The sequence below is a fragment of the Kribbella sp. NPDC002412 genome (genome assembly GCF_053592935.1).
This window is the reverse complement of the sequence record NZ_JBSFBL010000018.1, coordinates 44,182-68,323: the sequence shown is the minus strand read 5'-3', so window position 1 is coordinate 68,323 and position 24,142 is coordinate 44,182. Positions and strand designations below refer to the sequence as shown.

Sequence of the window (24,142 nt, the reverse complement as noted above, 5' to 3'; positions counted from 1 at the left end):
GGGAGGCGGACAGATGGCGAAGAGGGAGCGGTTGCCGAAGAAGGTGTACGAGCGGGAGCTGCTGCGGCTGCAGGCCGAGCTGGTCAAGCTGCAGGAGTGGGTCCGCGCCGAGGGCGCACGGCTGGTGGTCGTCTTCGAGGGGCGGGACGCGGCCGGCAAGGGCAGCACGATCAAACGCGTGACGCAGTACCTGAACCCCCGCGTCGCCCGGATCGTCGCGCTCCCCGCGCCGACCGAGCGGGAGCGCACCCAGTGGTACTTCCAGCGGTACGTCGAACACCTGCCGGCGGCCGGCGAGATCGCGCTGTTCGACCGCAGCTGGTACAACCGGGCCGGTGTCGAGCGGGTGATGGGCTTCTGCACCGTCCAGGAGTACGCCCGCTTCCTGCACCAGAGCCCGATCTTCGAGCGGATGCTGCTCGAGGACGGCGTCCTGCTGCGCAAGTACTGGTTCTCGGTCAGCGACACCGAGCAGGAGAACCGCTTCCGCAGCCGGCTCGAGGACCCGATGCGGCGCTGGAAGCTGTCGCCGATGGACCTGGAGTCGATCACCCGGTGGGAGGAGTACTCCCGCGCCAAGGACGAGATGTTCATCCACACCGACATCCCGGAGGCGCCTTGGTACGTCGTCGAGAGCGAGGACAAACGCGCCGCCCGGATCAACATGATCGCCCACCTGCTCTCGACCGTCCCCTACCGCGACGTGCAGCGCCCGCCCCTGGAGCTCCCTGCCCGGCCACCGTCCGGCGGCTACGAGCGGACACCCCGCGAAATGCAGACCCAGGTTCCCGACCACGCGGCGAGCCTGGTCAAGTGAGAGCGTCCCACCCGGCGGCGGGGACCGCCGGGTGGGAGCCGGGCCCTGGGGGGAACGGGCCCTCGGCCCCACCGGTTGCGCCCTCGGCGGAGCCTGTCGATCTGACGGCCGTCCGCTGAAGGTCAGCGTGTTCTCGGCTCGGCGCCGACCGGAACGACCACTACCGGACAGCGGGCGAGCTGAGCACACGCCGTACTGACGCTGCCGAGCGCCGAGTGGATGAGCGACGTCGTGGCGTGACTGCCGACCACCAGCAGCTCGGCGCGTGCGGATGCCTCGATCAGCACCTGCACCGGATCGCCGACGCTGATCTCGACCTCCGTCGGCGGCAGCGGCATGCCGCCCGCGGTCTCGACCTCGGCGCGGATGTTCTTCCGGGCCTGCGCCACCTCGGCCTCGGACAGCACGACATGCACGACCCGCATCGGAGCGTGCCGCCGTTGCGCCTCCCCCACCGCGAACCGCAACGCCCGCCGTCCACCGGACGAGCCGTCAACCCCCACAACGATCATCCCGCCGCCCTCCTCACCCCACCCTCCATTCCACCGCGCCCCGGCGTACCAGACCAGGGCCAAAGGTCCTCCGGCTCCGCGGATCCGTGTCCTACGCTCGTGCCCATAGCGTCAACGCCGAGGGGGTGCGATGACGGACGCTCTCGTCGAGACCAAGCTCTTCTTCCCTGCGCCACGGGCCGAAGTCGTCCCGCGGCCACGCCTCGGCGATCGCCTGCCGCGCGGCGGCCGCCTGGTCCTGGTCTCGGCGCCGGCCGGGTTCGGCAAGACCACCCTGCTGACACAGTGGCTGGGACGCTCCGAAGCCGCGGTCGCGTGGGTCGCCCTCGACGCCGGAGATCGCGAGGCCACGACGTTCTGGACGTACGTCGCCACCGCGCTGGACCGCGTTGTTCCGGGCGTCGGAGCCGGCGCCCTTCCGCTCCTGGAGGCGGGGCGGACACCGATCGAGACCGTGCTGACCGTGCTCCTCAACGAGCTGAGCGTGCTGCCCGACGAGGTCACCCTGGTCCTCGACGACTACCACCTCGTCGACGGCCCCGGCGTTCAGGCTGGGATGGTCTTCTTCCTCGACCACCTGCCTCCGCAGGTGCGGCTGATCATCAGCACCCGAGCGGATCCGGGCCTACCGCTCCCCCGCCTGCGCGCACGCGGCGAGCTCGTCGAGCTCCGGGCCGCCGACCTTCGGTTCACCCTCGCCGAGACAGAGACCTACCTCAACGAGCTGACCGGCCTGCAGCTCACCACCGAGGACCTCATGTCGCTGGAGGAACGCACCGAGGGTTGGGTCGCGGCCCTGCAGCTCGCCGCCCTGTCCCTCCGCGGTCGCAGCGACCCGGCGGGTTTCATCGCCGGGTTCGCCGGCGACGACCGGTTCGTCGTCGACTACCTCGTCGAAGAGGTCCTGGACCGTCAGCCCGACCCGGTACGGCGGTTCTTGCTGGCGACCTCGATCCTCGATCGGCTCACCGGTCCGCTGTGCGACGCCGTGACCGGCGACCAGGACGGCAAGGCGATGCTGGAGCGGCTCGACCGGGCCAACCTCTTCCTGGTCCGGCTCGACGACCAACGGCGCTGGTACCGCTATCACCACCTCTTCGGCGAAGTCCTCCGCTCCCACTTGCCCGACGAACGCGTTGACGTGGCGGAGCTGCATCGACGCGCCAGTTCCTGGTACGACGAGGCCGGCGAACCGATTCCCGCCGTACGGCACGCACTGGCGGCCGGCGACATCGGGCGCGCAGCCGACCTGGTCGAGCGGGCCGTTCCGGAGCTGCGGAGGAATCGTCAGGAACACACCCTGCGCCGGTGGATCGACGAACTTCCCGACGACGTGGTCGACCGCCGGCCAGTGCTCGCGATCGAGTTCGTCGGCGCGCTGATGGCCAGCAACGAGTTCGACGACGTCGAGCGCCGGTTGGACGACGTCGAGCGGCTACTGAGCGGTCCGGAGCAGGTCGTGGTCGTGGACGATCGCGAGCTGGCCAGACTGCCAGGAGGCATCGAGCTCTACCGGGCCGGCCTGGCCCTCATCGGGGGCGACCCGGGCGGCACCTTGGAGCACGCCGAGCTAGCGGTCGCCCGGGCTCCCGAGGACGACGACCTGACCCGGGCCTCGGCTGAAGCCTTGGCTGGACTCGCCGCGTGGACGACAGGCGACCTCGAAGCCGCTCACCGCAGCTACACCGACGCCAGCAACGGACTACACCGGCTCGGCTACGTCTCCGACGTACTCGGGTGTTCCATCACGCTCGCTGACCTCGAGACCACGCAGGGCAGGCTGCGGCAAGCGCAACGCACCTACGAGCGCGCTCTCGAACTCGCGACTGGCCAAGGGCTGCGGGGCACTCGCGACATGTACGTAGGCCTGAGCCAGATCGCGTTGGAGCGCAACGATCTGACCACGGCCGCCGAGCACCTGAGGCGTAGCGACGAGCTCGGGGAGCAGTTCGGGCTGCCGCAGAACCCTTACCGGTGGCGGGTGGCGATGGCGCAGCTTCGGGAGGCGGAGGGCGATCTCGACGCGGCACTCGGGCTGCTCGCCGAGGCGGAACGCGTGTACGTCGGCGACTTCGCACCGAACGTGCAACCGATCCCGGCTTTGCGCGCGCGAATGCAGGCAGCGCATGGGGACGTGGGTTCGGCGCTGGAGTGGGCGCGGCAGTACGGCGTGAGCGCGCAGGACGAGCTGTCATACCTCCGCGAGTACGAGCACGTGACTCTTGCCCGGATTCTGATCGCCGACGGGTCGCGCGATGCCACCGGCCTGCTGGAGCGACTGCTCTCCGCGGCGGACGCCGGCGGCAGACAAGGCACCGTCATCGAGGTTCTGGTGCTTCTGGCGCTCGCGACAGGTCAGGCCACGACGCTGGAGCGCGCACTGACGCTGGCAGAACCTGAAGGCTATGTCCGAGTCTTCTCCCGCGAGGTCCAGCCGCTGCTCAAGTCCCTCGACCGTCAGCGACCTGGCTGGCGGTACCTGCGCGAACTACTGGCGACTCCCCAGGCGCCGGCGGGCAAGCCGGCCCAGGATGACCTGATCGAGCCGCTGACCGAGCGCGAACTGGACGTGCTGCGCCTCCTGGCCAGCGAACTCGACGGCCCCGCCATCGCCCGCCGGCTCGTCGTCTCGCTCAACACGGTGCGAACCCACACCAAGAACATCTACGCCAAGCTCGGCGTCAACAACCGTCGCGCGGCCGTACGCCGGGCGCACCAGCTGAACCTGCTGTCCCGCAGCCACGTCCGCTGATCATCAGCGAGTTCACCACATGATGTGAGGCCGGCTCACCACAACGGCTCCTAGCTTGCAGCCATGAGCAGCAGATCCGGCAGCACCTGGTACGAGATCCGCCTTCAGGGGCGTCTCGACTCACGCTGGTCGGACTGGTTCGACGGGCTCACGCTCACCGCCGGAGCCGACGGCTCCACCACTCTCCGAGGTCCGGTCGTGGACCAGGCCGCCCTGTACGGCGTGCTGCAACGACTGCACGACCTCGGTCTGCCGCTGATCTCGATCACCCAGATCGACCCGAACACTGGAGACATGCCATGACCACCACAGCTCGACCCACGACCGCCACTCGCAGTTCCGGCGACCCCACGCGCAACCACGCCCGCGCCGCGGGCATCTTCTACCTGATCACCTTCGCGGCGTCCCTGCCCGCCTTCTTCCTGATCACAGCGGCCGTGAACCCCGACCTCACGGTCGCAGCCGGCCACGACAACCGGCTCCTGACAGCGGGCCTGCTGGACTTCGTCAACGCCCTCGCGGCCGTCGGCAGCGCCGTGGCGCTGTACCCGGTCCTCAAGCGCCAGAACCAGGCGTTCGCGCTCGGCCTGGTCACGTCGAGGCTCGTCGAGGCCTCGATCATCATGACCGGCGTGGTCAGCCTGCTCGCCGTCGTCACGCTCAACCAGGAAGTCACCGGCGCGACCGGCAGCACCCAGGCGCTCGTCGCGGTCCGTGACTGGACGTTCCTGTTCGGACCTGGGTTCATGGCCAGCTTCAACGCCGTACTGCTCGGCACCCTGATGTACCAGTCGCGGCTGGTCCCGCGGATCATCCCGACCCTCGGACTCATCGGAGCCCCGCTGCTCATCGGCGCCAATGTCGCGACCCTGTTCGGCCACAACGAGCAGGCCTCCGGCGTGACGATGCTGGCGACCCTCCCGATCGCCGTCTGGGAGTTCTCGCTCGGCAGCTGGATGACCTTCAAGGGGTTCAAGCGCCAGCTATCGTGAGGCAACCCGGGTCGCCCAGCGTGAGGAGAGCCTGATGGACCGGGTCAGCCGGCGCTTCATCACCCTCTACGCGCTGGCGACCATGGGCACCTCGCTGGTCTTCCTTGCTCCCCTGCTCGTCTCCTTGGCCCTGAAGGTCAACTCGCTCGTGGGAATCGAGCAGGCACCGAGCAGCCTTGCGCTCGTGGCCGGCGTCGGCTCCGTCGTGGCGATGATCGGCAACCCGTTCTTCGGCAAGCTGAGTGACCGTACGGCGTCGCCGTACGGCATGCGGCGGCCCTGGATGGTCGCCGGCCTGGCCGGCGGCTGTCTGGGCATCCTGATCGTCGCGCTGGCACCCAGCGTCCTGGTTGTCCTGGTCGGATGGTGCCTTGCTCAGCTGTCTCTGAACGCTCTGCTTGCCGCTCAGGTCGCGGTGCTGCCGGACCAGGTCCCGGTCGCTCAGCGTGGCGTGGTCGCCGGTGTCCTCGGGATCAGTCTGCCCGTGGCGTCGGTGGGCGCCACCTACCTGGTCCAGCTGTTCACCGGCAACCGCCTCGCGATGTTCTTGGTGCCCTGCGCGATCGGTGGGTTCTTCGTCGTGCTGTTCGTGGTCACGCTGCAGGATCGCCGGCTCGACCCGGCGGACAAGCCGGCGTGGTCGTGGAAGGAACTGGCCGGCGCGTTCTACGTCGACCCGCGCCGGAGCCCGGACTTCGCCTGGGCGTTCGCCAGCCGATTCATGCTGCTGCTGGCCTACGCCTTCCTCACCACCTACCAGGCCTTCTACCTGCTCGACCAGCTCGGCACCCCGGAGGCCGACGTACCGCACCAGGTCTTCCTCGGCACCCTCGCCCAGTCTGCTGCCCTGATCACCGCATCCTTGCTCGGCGGCGAGCTCTCCGACCGAACGGGCCGACGCAAGATCCTCGTCGTCATCGCGTCGATCCTGTACGGCGTCGCGCTGTTCGTGATCGCGGTCGCCGACGACTTCAACGGCTACCTGCTCGGCATGGGCCTGAGCGGACTCGGTTTCGGCCTGTACATCGCCGTCGACCTGGCACTCGTGGCCGACGTACTCCCGGACCGGGCAACGGCCGCGAAGGATCTCGGTGTGTTCAACATCGCGAGCGCGCTGCCCTTCTTCGTCGCGCCCGCTGTCGCGCCGGCGATCCTGGCGGCCGGCGACGGCAGCTACGCAGTGCTCTACACCGTTGCAGCCGTCTCGGCCCTCGCCGGAGCCGCGGCCATCCTCCCGGTGAAGCGCGTCCGCTGACGCGGCACCCGGCTCAGGTGAGGTCGGAGGTGTACGCGGCTTGCAGGTCGTCGTCCCAGGGCTCGGTCTCCGCGGCGAGCGAGTCGAGGACGGTCTCCGGGCGGGTCGCACCGGAGATCACCGAGAGCACTGGCGACGAGGCCAGGAGCGCACGGAGTTGCAGGCGTTGGACCGAGACGCCGCGCTCCTCCGCCTTGGCCGCAAGGTTGGAACCGCTTGCGGACCGCAGCGGTGAGTACGCAAAGAACGGCACCTGGTTGGCTTCGCACCACGCGAGCACGTCGGCCGACTCGCGGCCCATCGCGCTGTGCTTGTTCTGCACGGCGTCCACGCGAGCGACCGCGGTGGCGCGTTCGAGCTCGGCGACACTGACATTGGACAGGCCGATCCGCGCCACCTTCCCCTCGTCGCGGAGAGCCGCGAGGGCCGAGACGCCTTCTTCCACGGACTGCTCGGCGAGGTCGACCCGGTGCAGGTAGTACAGGTCCAGATGCTCGCCGCCGAAGACGCGCAGACTGGTCTCCACGTCCGCGCGGATCCGGGGTGCGCTGATGTCCGCGTCCCAGGTGGACTCGCCCGTTCGCGAGTGACCGCCCTTCGTGCCGACGATGACGCCCGTACCGTGAGCGGCTTCCGCGGCCAACTCCTCGCCGTACAAGGGGTTGTCGACGTGGGCGTACGCCCGGGCGGTGTCGAGGATCGTCGCGCCCGCGGCGATGCCGGCCCGGATCGTTGCCAGGTCACCCGTTCGGTCACGAGGGGCGAACGACAGCCCGGCGACGCCCAGCGCGACGCGTCCGACGAGCTTCGTCACTGCGTCTTCCCGCGGAGCCAGTCGGGAATGTACTGGTCCTCGCGCGGGAACTCCGCCAGGTCCGACGCATAGATCTCGGCGTCGACCGGCATCGACCAGGCGGGCTCGTTCTCGTAGTCGAAGTCCGTGGTGAAGTGCCCGTCGGCGGTGATCGCGATGGTTGCCGTCAGCCACGTCCCCTTGCCGGGCTGGTACATCTGCAGCCGGAGCGTCTCGAAGTGACCCTCCAGCCCCTCGGCCAGCGGATCCACCTGCTCCGCGTTTCCCTGGGCGTCGACCACGTCCGCGTCGAGCTCCGCGTACGGCGCCGTCGCGCGGTAGGTCGCCCGGACCTCACGCCAGCCGGCGGGCAAGTCGGACGTCAGGGCACGCGCGATCGCCTCGATCGTGCCCATCTCGTTGGTCATCTCGGTCATCAACGGTCCCGCCTCGGCTGGGGCTTGGTCTCCTTGAAGATACGCCGCGGCGATCTCCGGCCGTCATGGCGGTCGACCACCGCGCGTGCCGACGGCCGGCGGGTGATCCCGTCCGGGTAGCGCACGTCGATGGTGGCATGCACCTGGATGCCGGCCGCGCGGAGCGCCTGCCAGCTCTCCTCCATCCGCCGCCAGTTGTCGCTTCCCTTCACCGCCTGGTTCTGATTCCGCGACTGCGCGGTCAGATTGACCGCCTCACCGGGGCCGTCGAACGCCGTACCGAACAGGTGCCCGCCATCGTCGTTCCGCTGGCGATCGGGCTCGCCGGCTGCGCGCTGAGCGCTCAGATTGCGCCGTTCGTCGTTCTCCTTCGACGGCAACCAGCCGAGCCAGCCCTCCGCGTGGGTGACGCGGCCGGCCTTGTCGGTGGCGTACAGGTATCTGTCGTCGACCACGTAGACCGCGGACGGCTCCGGGGCCATCAGCCGATCGTTCCACCGATCCGCCCGGCCCGACTGCTCCTTGTGCAGAACCAGCCCGGCGTACCGCTCCGGCACCTGCACGACATCCCCCGGCCCGTACCCGACCGCGCGAACATCCTCCATGTCAGCAGGCAACTCGACCCGGTCAGCCACGCCCGCCACCCTAAGCCCCGTAACTTTCCCCCGCCACCGATTCGGGCGTGCTGGGGTTCACCACGGTGGGGCCGGAGGCGTCACCTGTTGCCGTGGCGGGTGGGGAGGTGGGGACGTCTGAGGCGGCCGCGGAGCTGCTTGCGCCAGGACCCAGTGCGCGACTGATCAAGGTCCGCTGCGACAGGCTCCGGTGCGGGTGCGCTGCGGTACGGGGTTGGGGTGTGGAGGCCGTTCGCTGTCGGGTCGAGGTCTATGTGTCGCTCAGTGCGCGAGACGGCGGGCCGGTCGGAACGGGCTGTCGTCTCGTGGGTTGTCGTCTCTCGGGTGACGGTGATCGGCCGGGACGGTGCGTCGGCCTTCGGCGGGGTTGTCGAGGGGTGCTCGTCGGCCAGGCTGGCCTGGACGGTGCGGTACTCCTCCTCCACGACCGGGTCGATCGCGTCTGTCTCGACCCGGCGGCGCCGGTTGGTGATGTAGTACGAGAGGCAGATCCCGGCCGCCCCGGCAAGCATGATGACCACCCCGACGACGTTGAGATCCACCGTCCCACTGTCATCACGAATGCCGAACGCGAAGATCGCGCCCACCGTCATCAAGAAGATCCCGGCCCCGATACTCATCACGCCTCCAGGGTTGGTCTGCCGTGACACCCCGGTACCCCGATCCCACCAACCGAGTCGCCGTGGTCGGTCTCGGGGCTGGGCTCAGGTGTGGAGGGTCGGGCGGTAGATGAGTTCCTGGGTGTGGCCGTCGAGGACGCGGCTCTCGAGCAGTTCCAGGTCGAAGTCGGCGGCGCCCTGGAAGATCGGGTCTACTCCGGTTTGCCCGGTGATCACCGGGAAGATCGTCACCTGGACGCGGTCGACCAGGCCGGCGGCCATGAGCGAGCGGTTCAGTGACAGGCTGCCATGGGAGCGCAGCGGTACGTCGGACTCCTGCTTGAGGCGGGCGACGATCTCGGCGGCGTCGCCGTTCGCGAGGGTTGCGTTCGCCCACTCGAGCGGGCCTTGCAGCGTGCTCGACACCACGGTGGTCGGCATGGTCATCATCCGGGTGTTCACCGGGTCGTCGACCGTGGACTCCTCCACACTCGGGCCGAGTGCCGCCACGAATTGCCGGTAGGTGTTGGCGCCGAGAACCATCCGTTGCTCCTCGCCGTACAGCTCGAGCCGCCGGTCGAGGAACTCGGGGCCTGCCTTGCCCCAGTACCCGCCCCAGTCGCCGCCGTCGTACGAGCCGAAGCCGTCGAGGGTGCAGAAGATGTCGAACGTGTAGATCGCAGTCATGGTGGCTCTCCTCGAGTCCGGTACGGCAGCCTGTCACCCCTGCTACGAACACCTCAGCCCCGATCCGACACCACCTCCGGGTTCATCGGCAATTGGTCGGCGGGCGGTGAGAGTATGTCGTGCCGACGGCGGCGATGACCGAAACTGCGAGAGGTTGCCTGTGGCTGTGGATGATGTGCGGGACGCGTACGGACGACGGGCCGACGAGTACGCCGACCTGTTCGCCTCGACGGAGGCCATGGACGAGCGGGACCGCAAGCTGGTGTCCCAGTGGGCCGGTGAGCTCACCGGCCGCATCATCGACGCAGGGTGCGGGCCAGGTCAGTGGACCGACTATCTGCGCCGCCAGGGGTGCGACGTCGAAGGTGTCGATCTCGTGCCGCAGTTCGTGGAGATCGCCCGATCGCGGTTCCCCGGGCACCCGTACCGGGTCGGTGAGCTCGACGACCTCGGCGTACCCGATCGCTCGGTGGCGGGGATCCTGTCCTGGTACTCGATCATCCACACCGCTCCGGACGACGTGCCGCGCATCCTCGCCGAGTTCGCGCGGTGCTTGCGCGGCGGCGGCGGCCTGGTCCTCGGCATGTTCGAAAGGCCGCGGGTCGAGCCGTTCGACCATGCTGTGACGACCGCCTACTACTGGTCGATCGAGGAGATGTCCCAGCGGCTCGTGGCAGCGGGCTTTCAGGTCGAAGCAACGGACAGTCGAATGGGCGAGAAGCGCCAACAGGCCACCATCATCGCGCGACGCGAGTTCCACTAGTCGATTCCCGCCTCCCCCGGCCCTCCGCCTGCTCGAGCCCCGGCAGGACATTTCTTCGGCCGGGTTGTCGGATCGGGGCTGTGGGGTTCGTGGAAGGGGTGAGCGACCGCCTACCAGAGGGCAGTCCACCGACCCGAACGGAACTGGGGCCATGAACCTGCCAGAGCTGAAACGTCTCTTCCGGGCCAGGCAGCTGCTGACGGTGCTGTCGGCGCAGTCCACCTCGACGTACGCCAACCAGGTGATCGCCCTCGTCGTACCGTGGCTGGTCCTGACCCGTACGGGCAGCGCCGCGAGCGCCGGCACCATCGCCTTCATCATGGGAATCGCCGCGCTGGCCGGCACCTTGGCCGGTGGTCTGGTGACCGACCGGATCGGCGGCCGCCGGGTCTCCATCCTTGCCGACAGCCTGAGCCTGATCACGGCGCTGAGCCTGGCGCTGGTGCTGTGGTTCGATGCCTTCTCGCTCTGGATCGTCGCGATCACGCAGGTCCTCGGGGTGTTCTTCGACGGGCCGGGGCACATCGGCAAGATCAGCACGGTTCCCGCGGCCGCCGAAGAGGAAGGCGTGCCCATGACCCGGGCGATGGGCTTGACGCAGACGCTCCAAGGAGTGGCGACGTTCGTCGGGCCGATCACCGCAGGCTTGCTGATCGCGGCGTTCGGCGAAGCGAACACGCTACTGGTCACCACCGTGCTGTTCTCCCTGAGCATCGTGCTTGCCTCCCGGCTCCGGAAGCAGGTCATCACCCACGAGCAGCCGATGACGCCGCGGCAGACATACCGCGACCTGCGCGAAGCAGTGCAGTTCCTCGTCAAGGAGCCTTTCCTCGGCAAGATGCAGCTGGTCGGGCCGCTGATGGGCGCTGTCATCGTGCCGATCTCGGCACTGATCTTCCCGGCGTGGTTCATCTTCGCCCGGCAGGACTCCCGGGCGCTCGGCATCTTCCTGGGCGCAGGCGCCATCGGCGGGATGGTTGGTGGCGTCGCGTTTGCCGCTCTGGCGCAGAGGCTGCCGCAACGGACGTGGCTGGTCGGCGCGACGGGCCTGTATGCCTCGGCTCTGCTCGGCCTGTACTTCCTGCAGCCCGGCTCGATCCCGGCGATCGGCGTCAGCTTCGTGGCCGGATCGATGCTGAGCGTGATGTTCGCCGTACCGTACACCGCCTTCTACAGCCGTACGCCGCAGAACCTGCTGGGCCGCGTAGGCAGCCTCGGCGCAGCCTACGGCTCCCTGGTCGGCGCCCTCGCCTCCCTCGGCTTCGGCCGCCTCATCCACACCATCTCCGCTCCCCACGCGCTCCTCGCCTGCGCCCTCATCATGGGCGCCATCGCCCTCGCCCTGGCCTCCATGCCCTTCATGCGCCTCCTGGACACCCCAACCGCCCCGTCCAGCAGCTCAGACCGGCGACCGGTGAAGGATTTGGAGACGGTGTAGCGGTGTCGGATGCCCGGGTGGCGGACCCACCCGGGCAACAGCACGCAGCCGCTGGGGTGGGGAGGTCAGTTGGGGTGGAGGACGGACAGAGTCTGGCGGGCTATTTCCCATTCTTCGTTGGTGGGTATGACGAGGACTGCTACCGGGCTGTCGTCGGTGGAGACGAAGCGGGCGGTCGATGACTCCTCCGTGTTGCGCGTGGGGTCGACGTGGATGCCTAAGGACGAGAGGTTGTCGAGGGACGCGGCGCGTACCTCGGCGGAGTGTTGCCCGACCCCGGCGGTGAAGACGATCGCGTCGACCTTGCCGAGTACGGCGTAGTACGCGCCGACGTACTTCTTGATCCGGTAGCAGTACACGTCAAAGGCCAAGTGGGCCCGCGCATCCCCAGCCTCCCGCCGCCGCGACAACTCGCGGAAGTCGTTCTCCCCGGACAGCCCCTTCAACCCAGACTCGGAGTTCAGCGCCCGATCGATCTCATCGACGGACCAGCCAAGCTCCCGCGCCAGATGCCCCAGGATCGCCGGATCCACGTCCCCCGACCGAGTCCCCATCACCAGACCCTCCAACGGCGTCAGCCCCATGGAGGTATCCACAGACTCACCACCCCGGACCGCGGTCGCCGAGCACCCGTTCCCCAAATGCAGCACGATCACGTTCACGTCAGCCGGCGCGCGACCGAGCAACGCAGCTGCCTGCTCAGAAACAAATGAGTGCGAAGTCCCATGAAACCCGTACCGCCGAATCCCATGCGACTCCGCCCACTCCCGCGGCACCGCGTAGGTGTAGGCGTACGGCGGCAACGTCTGATGAAACGCCGTATCGAACACCGCCACATGCGGCACCTCAGCCAGCAACCGCCGCGCAACGGAGATCCCCTCGAGATTCGCCGGATTGTGCAACGGCGCCAACGGCACCAAATCCTTCACCTCGGCGATCAAATCGTCGTCGATCAACGCAGGCGAAGCGAACCGAGCCCCACCGTGTACGACGCGATGCCCGACGGCAGCCAGATCCGCCTCATCCAGCGAAGGCCCGTACGACGAGAACGCCTCGACCACCCACCGCAGCGCCTCTTCGTGCGACCCGATCGACTCCTCGCCCCGCGACTCCCCGTCAGGCCCGCGATGGGACTGACGACCGCCCTCCTCCCCGATCCGCTCGACGATGCCACCGGCCACGCTCTCCCCCGACGACCCGTCGACGAGGCTGTACTTCAGGGAGGAGGACCCCGCGTTGATCACCAGGACGTTGTCGCTCATCTACTCGCCGCCCTGCTGTGCCTGGATCGCGGTGATCGCGACCGTGTTGACGATGTCCCGGACCGTCGCGCCACGCGACAGGTCGTTGACCGGTTTTCGCAGACCTTGCAGGACGGGCCCGACCGCGACCGCGTTCGCCGAGCGCTGGACCGCCTTGTACGTGTTGTTCCCGGTGTTCAGATCGGGGAACACGAACACGGTGGCCTTGCCGTCGACCGGCGAGTCCGGCAGCTTGGTCCGGGCGACGGCGGCGTCGATCGCGGCGTCGTACTGGATCGGCCCCTCGACGGGCAGGCCGGGTGCGCGCTCCCGGACGATGGTGGTTGCCTTCGACACCTTCTCGACGTCCGTCCCGGTGCCGGACGTGCCGGTCGAGTACGACAGCATCGCGACCCGCGGTTCGATGCCGAAGGCGGCCGCGGTCGCCGCCGACGAGGTCGCGATGTCGGCCAGCTGCTCGGCGGTCGGATCCGGGATGATCGCGCAGTCGCCGTACACGAGCACCTGGTTCTGCAGGCACATGAAGAACACCGACGAGACGGCGGAGACGTCCGGCACTGTCTTCACGACCTCGAGCGCCGGCCGGATCGTGTGCGCGGTGGTGTGCACGGCGCCCGACACCATCCCGTCGGCCAGGCCGAGCTCGACCATCATCGTGCCGAAGTACGACACGTCCTTCACCAGCTCGCGCGCCCGCTCGAGGTCGATCCCGCGGTGCTGCCGGAGCCGGTGGTACTCCGCGGCGAACTCTTCCGCCAGCGGATCGTCCTCGGGGTTGACGACTCGTGCCGCAGCGATGTCCACACCGGCCGCGGCCGCCCTCGCACTGATCGCGATCGGGTCACCGAGCAGCGTCAGGTCCGCGACTCCACGACGCAGGAGTACGTCGGCAGCGCGCAGGATCCGCTCCTCCTCGCCCTCCGGCAACACGATGTGCTTGCGGTCGGCAACTGCCCGGTCAAGCACCTGGTGCTCGAACATCAGCGGGGTCACCGCGCTGGTGCGCGCCACCGCGAGCTGGTCCAGGAGCGCCCGGCCGTCGACGTACTGCCCGAACAACGCGAGCGCCACGTCCACCTTCCGCGGCGAGTCCTTGGTCAACCGGCCCCGTACGGCGGTCAGCGCGGCCGACGTCGCCTGGGTGCCGAGACGGGTCTCGAGGATGGGCAGGGTGACGCCGAGCCCGCCGATCAGGCGCTGGACCTGGTCCGGCAACTCGAATCCGCCGTTCAGGACGATGGCCGAGATCTGCGGGAAGTTCCGGGACGCGTGCGCCATCAGGACCCCGAGGACGACCTCCGGACGGTCGCCGGCCGTCACCACGGCGGCGCCCTCGGACAGCCGGTCGAGGACGTTCGGCATGGTCATCGCGGCGACCACCAGCCCGGTCACCTCGCGGGACAGCAGTTGCGGATCGCCGCTGAGCAGGCGGCCGTCGATCGGAGCCAGGAGGTCCGCGACCGACGGCTGGTTCAGGACCGGCTCCTCCGGGATCGCGAACGCCGGAGCGCCGGCGCCGGCCAGCGCGTCGACCACCGGAGTCAACAGGTCCTTGCCGACCCGGTTCGCGATCACCGCGAACAGCGAGCCGTGGTTCGCGTGCAGCTCGGCGACCGCGATGTCGGCGATGGTCCGCACGTCGCGCGGCGTGCGGTCGTACCCGTTCAGGACCAGCAGCACCGGTACGCCGAGGTTCGCCGCGATCTTCGCGTTGTACGAGAACTCGGTCGGCGTACCCACATCGGTGTAGTCGCTGCCCACCACGACGACCGCGTCGGCCCGCTCGGCGACCGCGTGGAATCGCCGCACGATCGTGTCGAGCGCGGCATCCGGGTCCGCGTGCACCTCGTCGTACGTCACTCCGACGCTGTCGTCGTACGGCACGGCGACGGCCTCGTGCGAGGTGAGCAGATCGAGCACGTAGTCGCGTCCGCCGTGCCCGGCGGCGTCCGCGCGGACGATCGGCCGGAACACGGCCACCCGCCCGACCCGCCGCGAGAACTGCTCGAGCACCCCGAGCGCCACCGTGGACTTCCCGGTGAACCCCTCGACCGAAGCGACGTACACGCTGCTGCCCATACCGGCACCCTAACCACCCGGCGCTCCGACCCGCGCCACCCGGACGGGCCGCCACACGCCATCATTGGGGGATGCGAGTCCACCTCCCCACGCGCGCCCACGCCGCCGTGGTCGCGGGAGCGGCGGCAGTTCCCGCGCTGGTCTGCGCGGCGACGGTGCCGTTCCGGGCCCGAATCGAGAACACCAACGCCGCCCTGGTGCTCGTCCTGGTCGTGATCGCCGCCGCGGCGACCGGCATCCGGCGCGCGGGGATCATCGCCGCGTTGTCCGGCACGGTGTGCTGGGCCTTCTTCCTCGCACAGCCGTACCAGCAGTTCACCATGACCGATCAGGCGGACATCGCAACCGCCGTACTGCTCTCCGTGGTCGGCATCGCGGCCGCGGAGATCCTCTGGGGCCGCCGACGGCAGGTCCGCGCCGACCAGCAGCAGGCGTATCTCGACGGCATTCTCCGTACGGCGGGCATCGTCGCGGCCGGCAGCTCACACACCGAGGGCGTCATCGAGCACGTCGCCGACCAGCTCGTCGACCTGCTCGGCGTCGACGACTGCTACTTCGACAGCGACACCCGAGACGAGGCCCCGGCCGCCCTCGTCCGCGGCGGCACCGTCGTACGGCGGGGCCGCGAGCTCGACGTCGAACGTTTCGGCCTACCCACCGACTGCGAGATCGAGCTCCGCGTCCACCACGACGGCATCACCCGCGGCCGCTTCGTCCTGGTCGCATCCACCCGCCTGGCCCGCCCCTCACTCGCCCAGCGCAAGGTCGCAGTAGCCCTCGCCGACCAGGTCGGCGCCGCCCTAGCCACCCACCACCGCCCGACCTGATCGCACTCAGTTCTGGAAGGACGTGGTGATGAAGGACTTGATGTGAGGTAGCTGGTCGGGGGCGATGGTGTGGCCGCCGGGGAAGGGGTGGAGGCGGACGTCGGCGGAGTGGTGGCGGAGTTGTTCGGTGAGGCGGCGGGTTTGGGCGGGGGTGGCCATCGGGTCGTGGTCGCCGTTGACGATCAGGACGGGTTTGCCGGCCAGGGAGGCGTCCCTGGGTTCGTCGGCGGTGAACGGGACCATGGCGGCCAGGAGTACGGCGCCTGCCAGGGACTCGGGGTGGCGTAGGAGGAGGGCGGACGCCATATTGGCGCCGTTCGAGAAGCCGACCGCCAGCCAGGAGCCGGCGGGTACGTCGTACTTCTGCTCGGCGGCGGTGAGGAAGGCGGCCAGTTCGTCGGCCCGGAGGCGGAGATCCTCCTCGTCGAACACGCCCTCCCGGATCCTGCGGAAGAAGCGGGGCATGCCTTGCTCCGAGACCATCCCCCGCGGCGACAGGACGGCGGCGTCGGGAGCCAGGTGCTGCCGCAGTACGAGGAGGTCGTGCTCGTCGCCGCCGGTGCCGTGCAGCAGGAGGAGCGGTGGCGTGACGGTTCCCGGTTGCCAGACGTGTGGGCGCCGGAGCAGGTCCTCGCTCATTCGTCGACTTCGTCCGGCCGCGGGGCAGGCGGGACGCGGAGCGGCGGGAGCGAGGCTTGGATCTGCTCGCGGTTCGGCTCGAGCCAGGGCGGGAGTTTCAGGTGCTGGCCGAGCTCGAGCAGCGGTTCGTCGACGGTGAATCCGGGCTGGTCGGTGGCGATCTCGAGCAGGACGCCGCCCGGTTCCCGGAAGTAGATCGAGGTGAAGTATCGCCGGTCGAGGATCTCGGTGACCTTGACGCCGGCCTCGATCAGCTCGAGGCGCCACTTCGCCTGGGTCTCGCCGTCGGGCGCCCGGAAGGCGATGTGGTGTACGGTCCCAGCGGCCTGGAGTCCGCGCGACACGTTCTTGGGCTGTACGTCGACCGCCGTACCCTGCGCTCCTCCCGCCATCACGAACCGTGACCCGTGGGCGGAGTCGTGGCCGTGCTGCATGCCCAGCATGCCGGCCAGCATGTCCGCCGTCGGATCGAGCAGCCGCTCCGTCATCGTGACCGAGAACAGGCCGCGGATCGCATTGTCGAACGGGATCGAGGCGACACCGTCCCAGCCGGACCGGCTGTCGCCCTCGGACGCGACCAGCTCGATCACCAGGCCGTCGGGATCGCGCAGCCGCAGCACCTCCTCGTCCGTGCGGGCGACCGGCTCGTCCGCGTCGACGTCGAGCGCCCGCAGCCGCTTCTGCCACCACCCGAGCGACTCCGGCGGGACGCTGAACGCGGTCGCCGTGGTCAGGCCGGCGCCTTGCCGCCCGTACGGCGCTCCGGGCCACGGGAAGAACGTCAACAGGGTCGAGGGCTGGCCCGAGGAGTCGCCGTAGTACAGGTGGTACGTGTCCGGGGCGTCGAAGTTGACCGTCCGCTTCACCAGGCGCAACCCCAGCACCTTGGTGTAGAAGTCCACGTTCCGCTGCGGATCCTCCGCAATCGCCGTCACATGATGCAGCCCGTGCGGCGCGACCGACTCGACCATCGCTCGACCCCTCCCATCGCGAACGCCTACCCATTCGACAGTACGACCGGATGTCCGCCGCGACCACGGCCAAGACGTCAGCGATGGCCGGAGTTGTCCTCGGTGGACTCGCCACTGCCGGAGCTGCCCGAGTCGGAGCCGCTCCTGTCCTCCCCCGATCGATCGGTGCTCTTGCCGTCGCCAGGCTCGGTGGTCCGGTCGTCACCAGGCTCAGCGGTCCGGTCGTCACCAGGCTCGGTAGTGCGGCTGTCGTCTGAGGGCTTGGGTGTGCGGGTGCGGTCGCCGCCGTGGTCGTCCGGTGTCCGCGACGGGGTCGGCGTAGGCGTGACAGTCTCGGTCTGCGGGCGGATCGTCTCGGGTGGTGGGAACCACAGCGGCGCCGGCGACGGTCCCGGCGTACCAGGGTCGAACGCCGACCAGACCGCCGTACCACCCGCGATCAGCCCGGCCGCGGCGACGAGGCCGAGCAGGCCACTCCCAGCCCAAGCCAGATACCGAGCGGGCCGGCGCGCGGCGCCCTGGTCGTCGCCGCCGGTCGCCAGGACCACCGGCCGTCGGCGCGGGTCTTCCGAGTCCATACCGCAAGCCTGCGACGTCAGCCCGCCCCGTGCCATCGGACGTTGGTACTAGTACCTACCGCTCGCGCTGACGCTGCGCCCACAACGCAGCCTGCGTCCGGTCGGTCACCCCGAGCCGCTGGTACACGTTGGTCAGGTGTGCCTTGACCGTCCGCTCGCTGATCCCGAGCCGCCGGGCGATCGTCTTGTTGGGCAGTCCCGCCCCGACCATGTCGAGGACCTCCTGCTCCCGCTCGGTCAGCTTCGTCTCCGGCCCGGGACTGCGCCGGTTCGTCAGCAAGACCCGCGCGGCCTTCGGATCCAGCGGCGACCCACCGGCGACGATCTCCCGAACCCCGGCCAGGATGACCTCAGGCTCGCTGTGCTTGAGCAGATACCCCTCCGCCCCCGCCTGCAACGCGTCCAGGATCCGCGCCTGGTCGCTGAACGACGTCAGCACCAGCACATGCGTGTCGGGGTTGCCCGCGACGATCCGCCCGGTCGCAGCGATCCCGTCGGTGCCCGGCATGGACAGATCCATCAGTACGACGTCCGGCCGCAACTCGGCCGCCATCGCCACGGCCTCGTCGCCGTCCCCCGCCGCTCCGACCAGCTCGATGTCGTCCGCCGTACCGAGCAACTGCGACAGGCCGGTCCGGACGATCGCGTGGTCGTCGACGATGAGCACCTTGATCACACCGGCACCTCGGCTTCCACCCGTGTCCCCTGGCCCGGAGCGGCCCGGACCGTCAGCCTGCCACCCGACTCGGCCAGCAGGTCGCCGATCGAGCGTAGCCCGAGATGCCCGTTGCTGCTGCGCTCGTCGAGCCGGGACTCGTCGAACCCACGACCGTCGTCGTCGACCACCAGGACCGCTCGGCCGTCGAAGCGCGCCGCCCTGATCAGCACGCCGCGCGCGCCACTGTGCGCAGCCACGTTCCGAACCACTTCCTGTGCTGTCCGGAACAGCAGCGCGGCAGCCGCCGGCGGCAGGTCCTCCGCACCCTCGGTCTCGAGTTGTACGTCGATCCCCGCCCGCTCGAGCGCACCGGCCAGCTCGGCCAACGCCGAGGCCAGCCCTTCCTCGGCCAGGTTCGGCGGATAGATGTCGACCAGCAGGGACCGCAGCGAGCCGATGCTCTGCCGCAGCCGCCCGGCACTGTCCGCGATCAGCTCGGCGCGCTGCCCCTCACTCGGGTTCCCCAGCCGCATCGCGTCGAGCGCGTAGTTCAGCCCGGTCAACTCCTGTACGACGCCGTCGTGCAACTCCCCCGCGATCCGCCGGCGCTCGGCGTCCGAGGCCTCGACCGCGTGCCGCAGCAGCCGCTCGCGCTCACGCTGTTGCCGCTGCACCCGGCGCGCGAGCGACCACGCGAACGGGATCTGCACCAACTCCAGCACCAGCAACGCACCCAACGACGGTGGAGCGAAGCGCTGCCACGCGTCCTGCCCCGCCTGGGTCACGGCCTGGTACTGGAAGTACGCCTCGAACAACATCGGCTGACCGTCGGTCCCCCGCACGCCGACGTACACCTCGAGCAGCTTCCCGTACGGGACCTCGAACCGGTTCTCCGGCCGGCTCAGGTCGCTCACCTCCGACGCACTGCTGCCCTGCCGCTCCAGAGCCTCGGCCTCGTCGGCGCCGAGCGGGAACTGGGCGCCGATGAGCTGCGGCTCGTCGGAGTACACGATCCGCCCGTCGGCGTTCCACAGCTTCACCCGGACCAGCGAGCCCTCCAGCACGTACTCCCGCATCGCGGCGTCGAACGACCGCAGCGCCGCAGGCTGACCGGAGACGACGGCCGCGTCCAGCCGCGGCTCGACGACGCCGCGGGCGGTCACGTACGTCACCTGGCGAGCCGACTCGGTCGCCTGCTCGACGCCGGCCTGGCGTGCCACGATCGCGATCAGCGCCGCGAGTGACAGCAGGACGATCAGGCCGGCCGCGGTGAACCGGAGCAGCAGGCCGACCGTCGAGATCGGCTCGCGCTCGGTCCGCGAACGTCGCAGTCTCATGTCTCGGATGGTAGGCGGGCCGCCCAGGTACGGGCAGCCCGACGACAGTCGTAGTACCAAGGTGCACTACCGGGCCCGACCGGCATACGGGGAGCGTGGTGGACATGAAGCTCCCGCTGTCGCTCGCCGTCGCCCGGCCCGCCGTCAGAGCGCACCGTGGCGCGCTCGCGGCCGCTGCCGGCCTCGTCGTACTGCGAGTCGGCGCGGTGCTGCTTCGCCCGTGGCCGCTGGCGTTGGCGGTCGACCATGCGCTCGCACCAGAGCAGCAGTCGGCCGTGGATCCCGTTCTGCTGCTGGCCCTGTCGGCGCTGGCCGGCGTACTGCTGTCCACGGTGATCGGACTGCTCGACATGGCGAGTCTGCAAACCGCCGAGGGCGCGGCTGAGCGGATCGGAGCGTCGCTGCGGGCCACCATGTTCCAGCAGACGATGACGCGGTCCCTGCGCTGGCACGACCGGATGCGCAGCGGCGAGCTCGTGTCCCGGCTGACCACGGACGTCGGTCGCGTGCTCGACGGAGTCGTGGCCGTGACCACGTCGTTCCTGCCGGATGCGGTGATGCTGGTCGGGGTCCTCGCCCTGCTGTGCGTCTTCGATCCGCAACTCGCCCTGATCGGCCTCACGGTCGCGCCCGTACTGGCCGCCCTCGCGGTCCGTCAGCGCAGGCTCATTCGTACGGCGCAGCAGGACGCTCGCACCGAGTCGGGACGGTTGGCTGGGGCAACGACCGACTTGCTGCGGAACGTCCGCGCCGTGCAGGCGTTCGGCCGGATCGACCGCGCCGCGACGATCTTCGGCGCCCGCAACCGCGCCGTACTGGAGGTCGAGCAACGGGCGATCGGAGTGGACGCCCGGTGGACTCCAGTGGCCGACGTAGTCCTCGCGACCGGCGCGGCATTGGTGCTCGTCGTCGGTGGGCGCCAGGTGCTGGCCGGGGCGCTCTCGGTCGGGCAGTTGCTGGTGGTGCTGGCCTATCTGCGTGACTTGTACTCGCCGGTCCGCGGGCTGACTCGGCTGTCCGCCGTACTGGCGAAGGCCGGGGCGAGCGCGACGCGGGTGCAGGACGTGCTGGACTGCGACGAGGCGGTCGAGGATCGGTACGGCGCACGGCCCGCGCCGGCGTTGCGGTCGGGAGTGCGCTTCGAGCGAGTCAGGTTCAGCTACGAATCCGCGCACCCTGTGCTGACGGACTTCGACCTCGACATCGCCGCCGGCGAGACGGTCTGTCTGCTGGGGCCGAGCGGGATCGGCAAGAGCACCGTGCTGCACCTGCTACTCCGGCTGTACGACGTCGACGCCGGGCGGATCCTGATCGACGGGGTGGACCTCCGCGACTGCACGCAGCGGAGCCTGCGGGAGCGTTTCGCCTTCGTCCCGCAGGACCCGTGGCTGCTCGACGCCACCGTCGCCGAGAACATTGCCTTCGGCAACCAGGACGCTACTCGTGCGGGCGTGATCGCGGCCGGGCGGGCCGCACTGGTCGACGAGTTCGCCGACCGGCTGCCGTTCGGGTACGACACTCCGCTGGGTGAGGGCGGCGTCCGGCTGTCCGGCGGCCAGCGCCGCCGGGTCGCGATCGCCCGCGCCGCGGTCTCGCCCGCGCCGATGGTGCTGCTGGACGAGCCGACCGCGTCGCTCGACCCGGTCTCGGCCGCTGCGGTGATCGAAGCGATCCGGTCGACGACGACCCGGCGCACGGTCCTGCTGGTCACCCACGACCGCGACCTGGCGGCCATCGCCGACCGGGTCGTCACCCTGCTCCCGCACGGGAGCGAACTCCAACCGGCCGGAAGGAGGTGACAACCATGCTCCGCATCAAGCCGGTCATGCACCGCGGCCGCGGACGGTCTCGTAGCCGTTCCCGGTCCCACAGTCGCAGCCGCAGCAGGTCGCGTAGCCGTTCGCGCTACTGACCGCCCCCGGCCCGCCGGCACCCGTCCAGAGTGCCGGCGGGCCACCACCGATCGAAGGGTTGTCGACGTGATGATTGTTGACACTGTGGATGGCCTGGCCCTGTGGGACTGGGCCGAGGGCTGTGAGCTCCCGGGCGGCATGCTCGCCCTCGAGCGCCTGGGCGTCGGGCATCGCTGCGAGACCTGGCTGGTGTGGTCCGCGGAGTTGTGGGCTCCCGCCGTACTGAAGGTCGCGCGGCCGCATCAGGTCGGCCATCCGCGCGCGGTGAAGGCGCTCCGGCGTGAGATCGCCGCGCTCGCCGGCGCCTGGCATCCGGCTCTCCCCCACCTGATCGCCGCCGGCACCGATCACCCGATCCCGCACCTCGTGCTTGAGTACGTCGACGGCCCCACCCTCGCCGACGAACTGGACTCGGACGGCCCGCTGCCCGCGGACCAGGTCGCGCTCCTCGGTGCGCAGGTCCTCCCGGCATTGATGACGCTGCACAACCGCGGCCTCGCGCACCTCGACGTCAAGCCGGAGAACATCGTGCTGCGCGACGGCCGGCCCGTCCTGATCGACTTCGGTACGGCGCGCGCGATCGGCAGTCCGCAACCCGCCGGTCGTCCGGTCGGCACCGTCGGCTACGCCTCCCCCGATCAGGAGGCCTGCGCTCCGGTTTCCGTTGCCATGGACCTCTACAGCCTGGGCGAGACGCTCAAGGAGGCCGTGCAGACCTTAGGATTGTCGACAATCCTCAGCCGTCTCACTGCGCCCGAGCCCGCGGACCGCGGCACCACCACCGAGGCGCTCGTCGCCCTCGCCACCGCAGCCGGCGACCTTCGCCCCTGGCCCTCCTGGCTCGACCGCTTCACCAAGTCAGCACACTGCGGGGTCGGCGCAATTTTCGGCGCGGCCGCCGACGATGGTGGCGAGAACCTCGAGGTTCGGTAGCGAGTCGACCGGAGCGGTTGTCGGGTTGTCCGAGAGGATGACGAGGTCGGCGTACTTGCCCGGCGCAAGGCTGCCTTTCACGTCCTCCTCGAAGGTGCCGTACGCGGCGTCGATGGTGAACAGACGCAGCGCCTGATCGACCGTGAGGCGCTGCGCCAACTGCCAGTCCTCCGGCGGACGGCCCTGGTAGCTCTCCCGGGTCATCGCCTGGTGGATCGCCTCCAGGGGCGATCCGTGCGGCACCTGGTTGCCCACTGCAAGTACCAGCCAAGGGATGTCCGTGCTGCCGATGGTGCGAACGTTGCTCTCCACCAGATCCCGCCAGCGGGCGATCCAGCGGGTCTGGCCACGAGCCACCAGCTCCGGGAATCCTGCCTCTGCCGCCAGGTCGCCAGGGATCCCGGGCTGGATGGACGCGATCATCCCCAGCTCACCCATCCTGATGAGCTGGTCGTCGCGGACCTGGATCACGTGCTCGGCGCGGTGGCGTGCGTCCGGGACCGGCTCCGCGGCTTGTGCCCGCGCGACAGCCGTCAGGTACTGGTCGAGCGCCTGCGCGCTGATCGCGTGCGCGGTCACCTGCCAGCCGAGGCGGTGCGCCGACAGCACGTACTCGTCCAGCTCGGCCTGCCCCCAGTGGAACTTCGTGCCCCAGTCGTGGTCGAGGAACAGCTTGATGCCGCCCAGCCGAAGGTGCGGGCTGTACTCGTGCCGCGGCTCGAACCCGCGGAACCACTGGCCGAACTTCTCGTCCTCGAAGTTGACCGGCAGGTAGGCGTTGACCCGCAACCGGAGCCGGCCGGCCGCGTCGAGCGCCCGCAGGTCGGCCAGTCGCTGATAGTTGACGAACTGCTCGTTGATGCTGGTCCACCCCCGGCTGAGGGCCGCGTCGATCGCCAGGTCGGCGTTGTACCCGATCATGTTTCCGTCGCCGATCCAGTGCGCGTGCGAATCGATGAACCCCGGCAGCACCGTCCGCCCGCCGAGATCCACGACGCGCGTCGGGCGTTCCCGCAACGCCAGCACCTCGTCGTCGCCGCCGACCGCCAGAATCCGTCCGTTGCGCACCGCAACCGCCTCGGCCCGGGGCTGCCCGTCGTCCATCGTGAGCACGACCCCGTTGTGGTAGATCGCCTCGGGCGCATCGGGACTCGTCGCGGCAAGCGGCAGCAGCAGAAGCGCCCCGCACCCGACGACAACCCCACCAAGGCGCCAAGACAACCGCACGCCTCATCGTCCCACCGCGAGGCCTTAGACGCGATCAC

At 69.7% G+C, this 24,142-nt stretch carries 24 protein-coding genes; 10 read left to right on the top strand and 14 right to left on the bottom strand.

All coding sequences use genetic code 11. The features are described 5' to 3' along the window. Positions 1–13 precede the first annotated feature (13 nt). Positions 14–817 carry a polyphosphate kinase 2 gene (ppk2, locus tag ACWCOV_RS16890; RefSeq protein ID WP_449830175.1) on the top strand — a complete coding sequence of 268 codons (804 nt, stop codon included), beginning with the start codon at positions 14–16 and terminating at the stop codon, positions 815–817. Positions 818–939: 122 nt separating this feature from the next. On the opposite strand, the gene ACWCOV_RS16885 is transcribed toward ppk2, so the two are convergent. Further along, positions 940–1,329: a universal stress protein gene (locus ACWCOV_RS16885; RefSeq protein ID WP_449830174.1), complete on the bottom strand. Its 390-nt coding sequence runs from the start codon at positions 1,327–1,329 to the stop codon at positions 940–942. Between the two features lie 130 nt (positions 1,330–1,459). Here ACWCOV_RS16885 and ACWCOV_RS16880 point away from each other — a divergent pair, with 130 nt between their 5' ends. The 4 genes from ACWCOV_RS16880 to ACWCOV_RS16865 all read left to right on the top strand — a co-directional run bounded on the left by ACWCOV_RS16880 (position 1,460) and on the right by ACWCOV_RS16865 (position 6,328). Further along, positions 1,460–4,081, top strand: coding sequence for a LuxR C-terminal-related transcriptional regulator (locus ACWCOV_RS16880; RefSeq protein WP_449830173.1), 2,622 nt, complete (start codon positions 1,460–1,462; stop codon positions 4,079–4,081). Positions 4,082–4,144: 63 nt separating this feature from the next. Beyond that, positions 4,145–4,384: a hypothetical protein gene (locus ACWCOV_RS16875; protein ID WP_449830172.1), complete on the top strand. Its 240-nt coding sequence runs from the start codon at positions 4,145–4,147 to the stop codon at positions 4,382–4,384. After that, on the top strand, positions 4,381–5,073 hold the full coding sequence (locus ACWCOV_RS16870) for a DUF4386 domain-containing protein (RefSeq protein WP_449830171.1): 693 nt from the start codon (positions 4,381–4,383) through the stop codon (positions 5,071–5,073). Before ACWCOV_RS16875 ends, ACWCOV_RS16870 begins: the two co-directional genes overlap by 4 nt. A gap of 34 nt (positions 5,074–5,107) precedes the next feature. Next, a complete protein-coding gene (locus ACWCOV_RS16865; protein WP_449830170.1) occupies positions 5,108–6,328 on the top strand; it encodes an MFS transporter in 1,221 nt (406 codons plus the stop codon). A 13-nt stretch (positions 6,329–6,341) separates the two neighbouring features. Here ACWCOV_RS16865 and ACWCOV_RS16860 read toward each other — a convergent pair whose 3' ends face one another. The 5 genes from ACWCOV_RS16860 to ACWCOV_RS16840 all read right to left on the bottom strand — a co-directional run bounded on the left by ACWCOV_RS16860 (position 6,342) and on the right by ACWCOV_RS16840 (position 9,479). Beyond that, a complete protein-coding gene (locus ACWCOV_RS16860; RefSeq protein ID WP_449830169.1) occupies positions 6,342–7,142 on the bottom strand; it encodes an aldo/keto reductase in 801 nt (266 codons plus the stop codon). After that, entirely contained in the window at positions 7,139–7,558 is a 420-nt protein-coding gene (locus ACWCOV_RS16855; protein WP_449830168.1) for a hypothetical protein, read from the bottom strand. The genes ACWCOV_RS16860 and ACWCOV_RS16855 overlap by 4 nt, the downstream gene beginning before the upstream one ends. After that, positions 7,558–8,193, bottom strand: a complete 636-nt coding sequence (locus ACWCOV_RS16850) for a DNA/RNA non-specific endonuclease (RefSeq protein ID WP_449830167.1) — start codon at positions 8,191–8,193, stop codon at positions 7,558–7,560. The genes ACWCOV_RS16855 and ACWCOV_RS16850 overlap by 1 nt, the downstream gene beginning before the upstream one ends. A gap of 80 nt (positions 8,194–8,273) precedes the next feature. Continuing rightward, positions 8,274–8,813, bottom strand: a complete 540-nt coding sequence (locus tag ACWCOV_RS16845) for a DUF6458 family protein (RefSeq protein ID WP_449830166.1) — start codon at positions 8,811–8,813, stop codon at positions 8,274–8,276. Between the two features lie 84 nt (positions 8,814–8,897). Further along, positions 8,898–9,479: a dihydrofolate reductase family protein gene (locus ACWCOV_RS16840; RefSeq protein ID WP_449830165.1), complete on the bottom strand. Its 582-nt coding sequence runs from the start codon at positions 9,477–9,479 to the stop codon at positions 8,898–8,900. Positions 9,480–9,645: 166 nt separating this feature from the next. Here ACWCOV_RS16840 and ACWCOV_RS16835 point away from each other — a divergent pair, with 166 nt between their 5' ends. After that, positions 9,646–10,242 (top strand): class I SAM-dependent DNA methyltransferase, encoded by a 597-nt coding sequence (locus ACWCOV_RS16835; protein ID WP_449830164.1) that lies wholly within the window; start codon positions 9,646–9,648, stop codon positions 10,240–10,242. Between the two features lie 151 nt (positions 10,243–10,393). Next, on the top strand, positions 10,394–11,680 hold the full coding sequence (locus tag ACWCOV_RS16830) for an MFS transporter (protein ID WP_449830163.1): 1,287 nt from the start codon (positions 10,394–10,396) through the stop codon (positions 11,678–11,680). 65 nt (positions 11,681–11,745) lie between these two features. On the opposite strand, the gene ACWCOV_RS16825 is transcribed toward ACWCOV_RS16830, so the two are convergent. Next, positions 11,746–12,942: an acetate/propionate family kinase gene (locus ACWCOV_RS16825; RefSeq protein WP_449830162.1), complete on the bottom strand. Its 1,197-nt coding sequence runs from the start codon at positions 12,940–12,942 to the stop codon at positions 11,746–11,748. Further along, positions 12,943–15,021 carry a phosphate acetyltransferase gene (pta, locus tag ACWCOV_RS16820; RefSeq protein ID WP_449830161.1) on the bottom strand — a complete coding sequence of 693 codons (2,079 nt, stop codon included), beginning with the start codon at positions 15,019–15,021 and terminating at the stop codon, positions 12,943–12,945. It lies immediately after the preceding gene. Positions 15,022–15,092: 71 nt separating this feature from the next. Between pta and ACWCOV_RS16815 the strand changes: the two genes are divergently transcribed. Continuing rightward, positions 15,093–15,848: a DUF4118 domain-containing protein gene (locus ACWCOV_RS16815; protein ID WP_449830160.1), complete on the top strand. Its 756-nt coding sequence runs from the start codon at positions 15,093–15,095 to the stop codon at positions 15,846–15,848. 6 nt (positions 15,849–15,854) lie between these two features. Here the strand turns inward: ACWCOV_RS16815 and ACWCOV_RS16810 are convergent, their stop codons facing one another. The 5 genes from ACWCOV_RS16810 to ACWCOV_RS16790 form a co-directional block, all read right to left on the bottom strand. Continuing rightward, positions 15,855–16,487 carry an alpha/beta hydrolase gene (locus ACWCOV_RS16810; protein WP_449830159.1) on the bottom strand — a complete coding sequence of 211 codons (633 nt, stop codon included), beginning with the start codon at positions 16,485–16,487 and terminating at the stop codon, positions 15,855–15,857. After that, positions 16,484–17,458 carry a ring-cleaving dioxygenase gene (locus tag ACWCOV_RS16805; RefSeq protein ID WP_449830158.1) on the bottom strand — a complete coding sequence of 325 codons (975 nt, stop codon included), beginning with the start codon at positions 17,456–17,458 and terminating at the stop codon, positions 16,484–16,486. Before ACWCOV_RS16805 ends, ACWCOV_RS16810 begins: the two co-directional genes overlap by 4 nt. Positions 17,459–17,535: 77 nt before the next feature. Continuing rightward, positions 17,536–18,036, bottom strand: coding sequence for a hypothetical protein (locus ACWCOV_RS16800; protein ID WP_449830157.1), 501 nt, complete (start codon positions 18,034–18,036; stop codon positions 17,536–17,538). A 55-nt stretch (positions 18,037–18,091) separates the two neighbouring features. After that, positions 18,092–18,712 carry a response regulator gene (locus tag ACWCOV_RS16795; protein WP_449830156.1) on the bottom strand — a complete coding sequence of 207 codons (621 nt, stop codon included), beginning with the start codon at positions 18,710–18,712 and terminating at the stop codon, positions 18,092–18,094. Continuing rightward, on the bottom strand, positions 18,709–20,031 hold the full coding sequence (locus tag ACWCOV_RS16790; RefSeq protein ID WP_449830155.1) for a sensor histidine kinase: 1,323 nt from the start codon (positions 20,029–20,031) through the stop codon (positions 18,709–18,711). The genes ACWCOV_RS16795 and ACWCOV_RS16790 overlap by 4 nt, the downstream gene beginning before the upstream one ends. Positions 20,032–20,135: 104 nt before the next feature. On the opposite strand from ACWCOV_RS16790, the gene ACWCOV_RS16785 reads away from it, so the two are divergent. Beyond that, positions 20,136–21,830 (top strand): ABC transporter ATP-binding protein, encoded by a 1,695-nt coding sequence (locus ACWCOV_RS16785; protein ID WP_449830154.1) that lies wholly within the window; start codon positions 20,136–20,138, stop codon positions 21,828–21,830. Between the two features lie 183 nt (positions 21,831–22,013). Further along, positions 22,014–22,877 (top strand): serine/threonine-protein kinase, encoded by an 864-nt coding sequence (locus tag ACWCOV_RS16780; RefSeq protein ID WP_449830153.1) that lies wholly within the window; start codon positions 22,014–22,016, stop codon positions 22,875–22,877. Here ACWCOV_RS16780 and ACWCOV_RS16775 read toward each other — a convergent pair. Continuing rightward, positions 22,803–24,104, bottom strand: coding sequence for an amidohydrolase (locus ACWCOV_RS16775; RefSeq protein WP_449830152.1), 1,302 nt, complete (start codon positions 24,102–24,104; stop codon positions 22,803–22,805). The two genes, ACWCOV_RS16780 and ACWCOV_RS16775, sit on opposite strands and share 75 nt — an antisense overlap. Between the last annotated feature and the right edge of the window lie 38 nt (positions 24,105–24,142).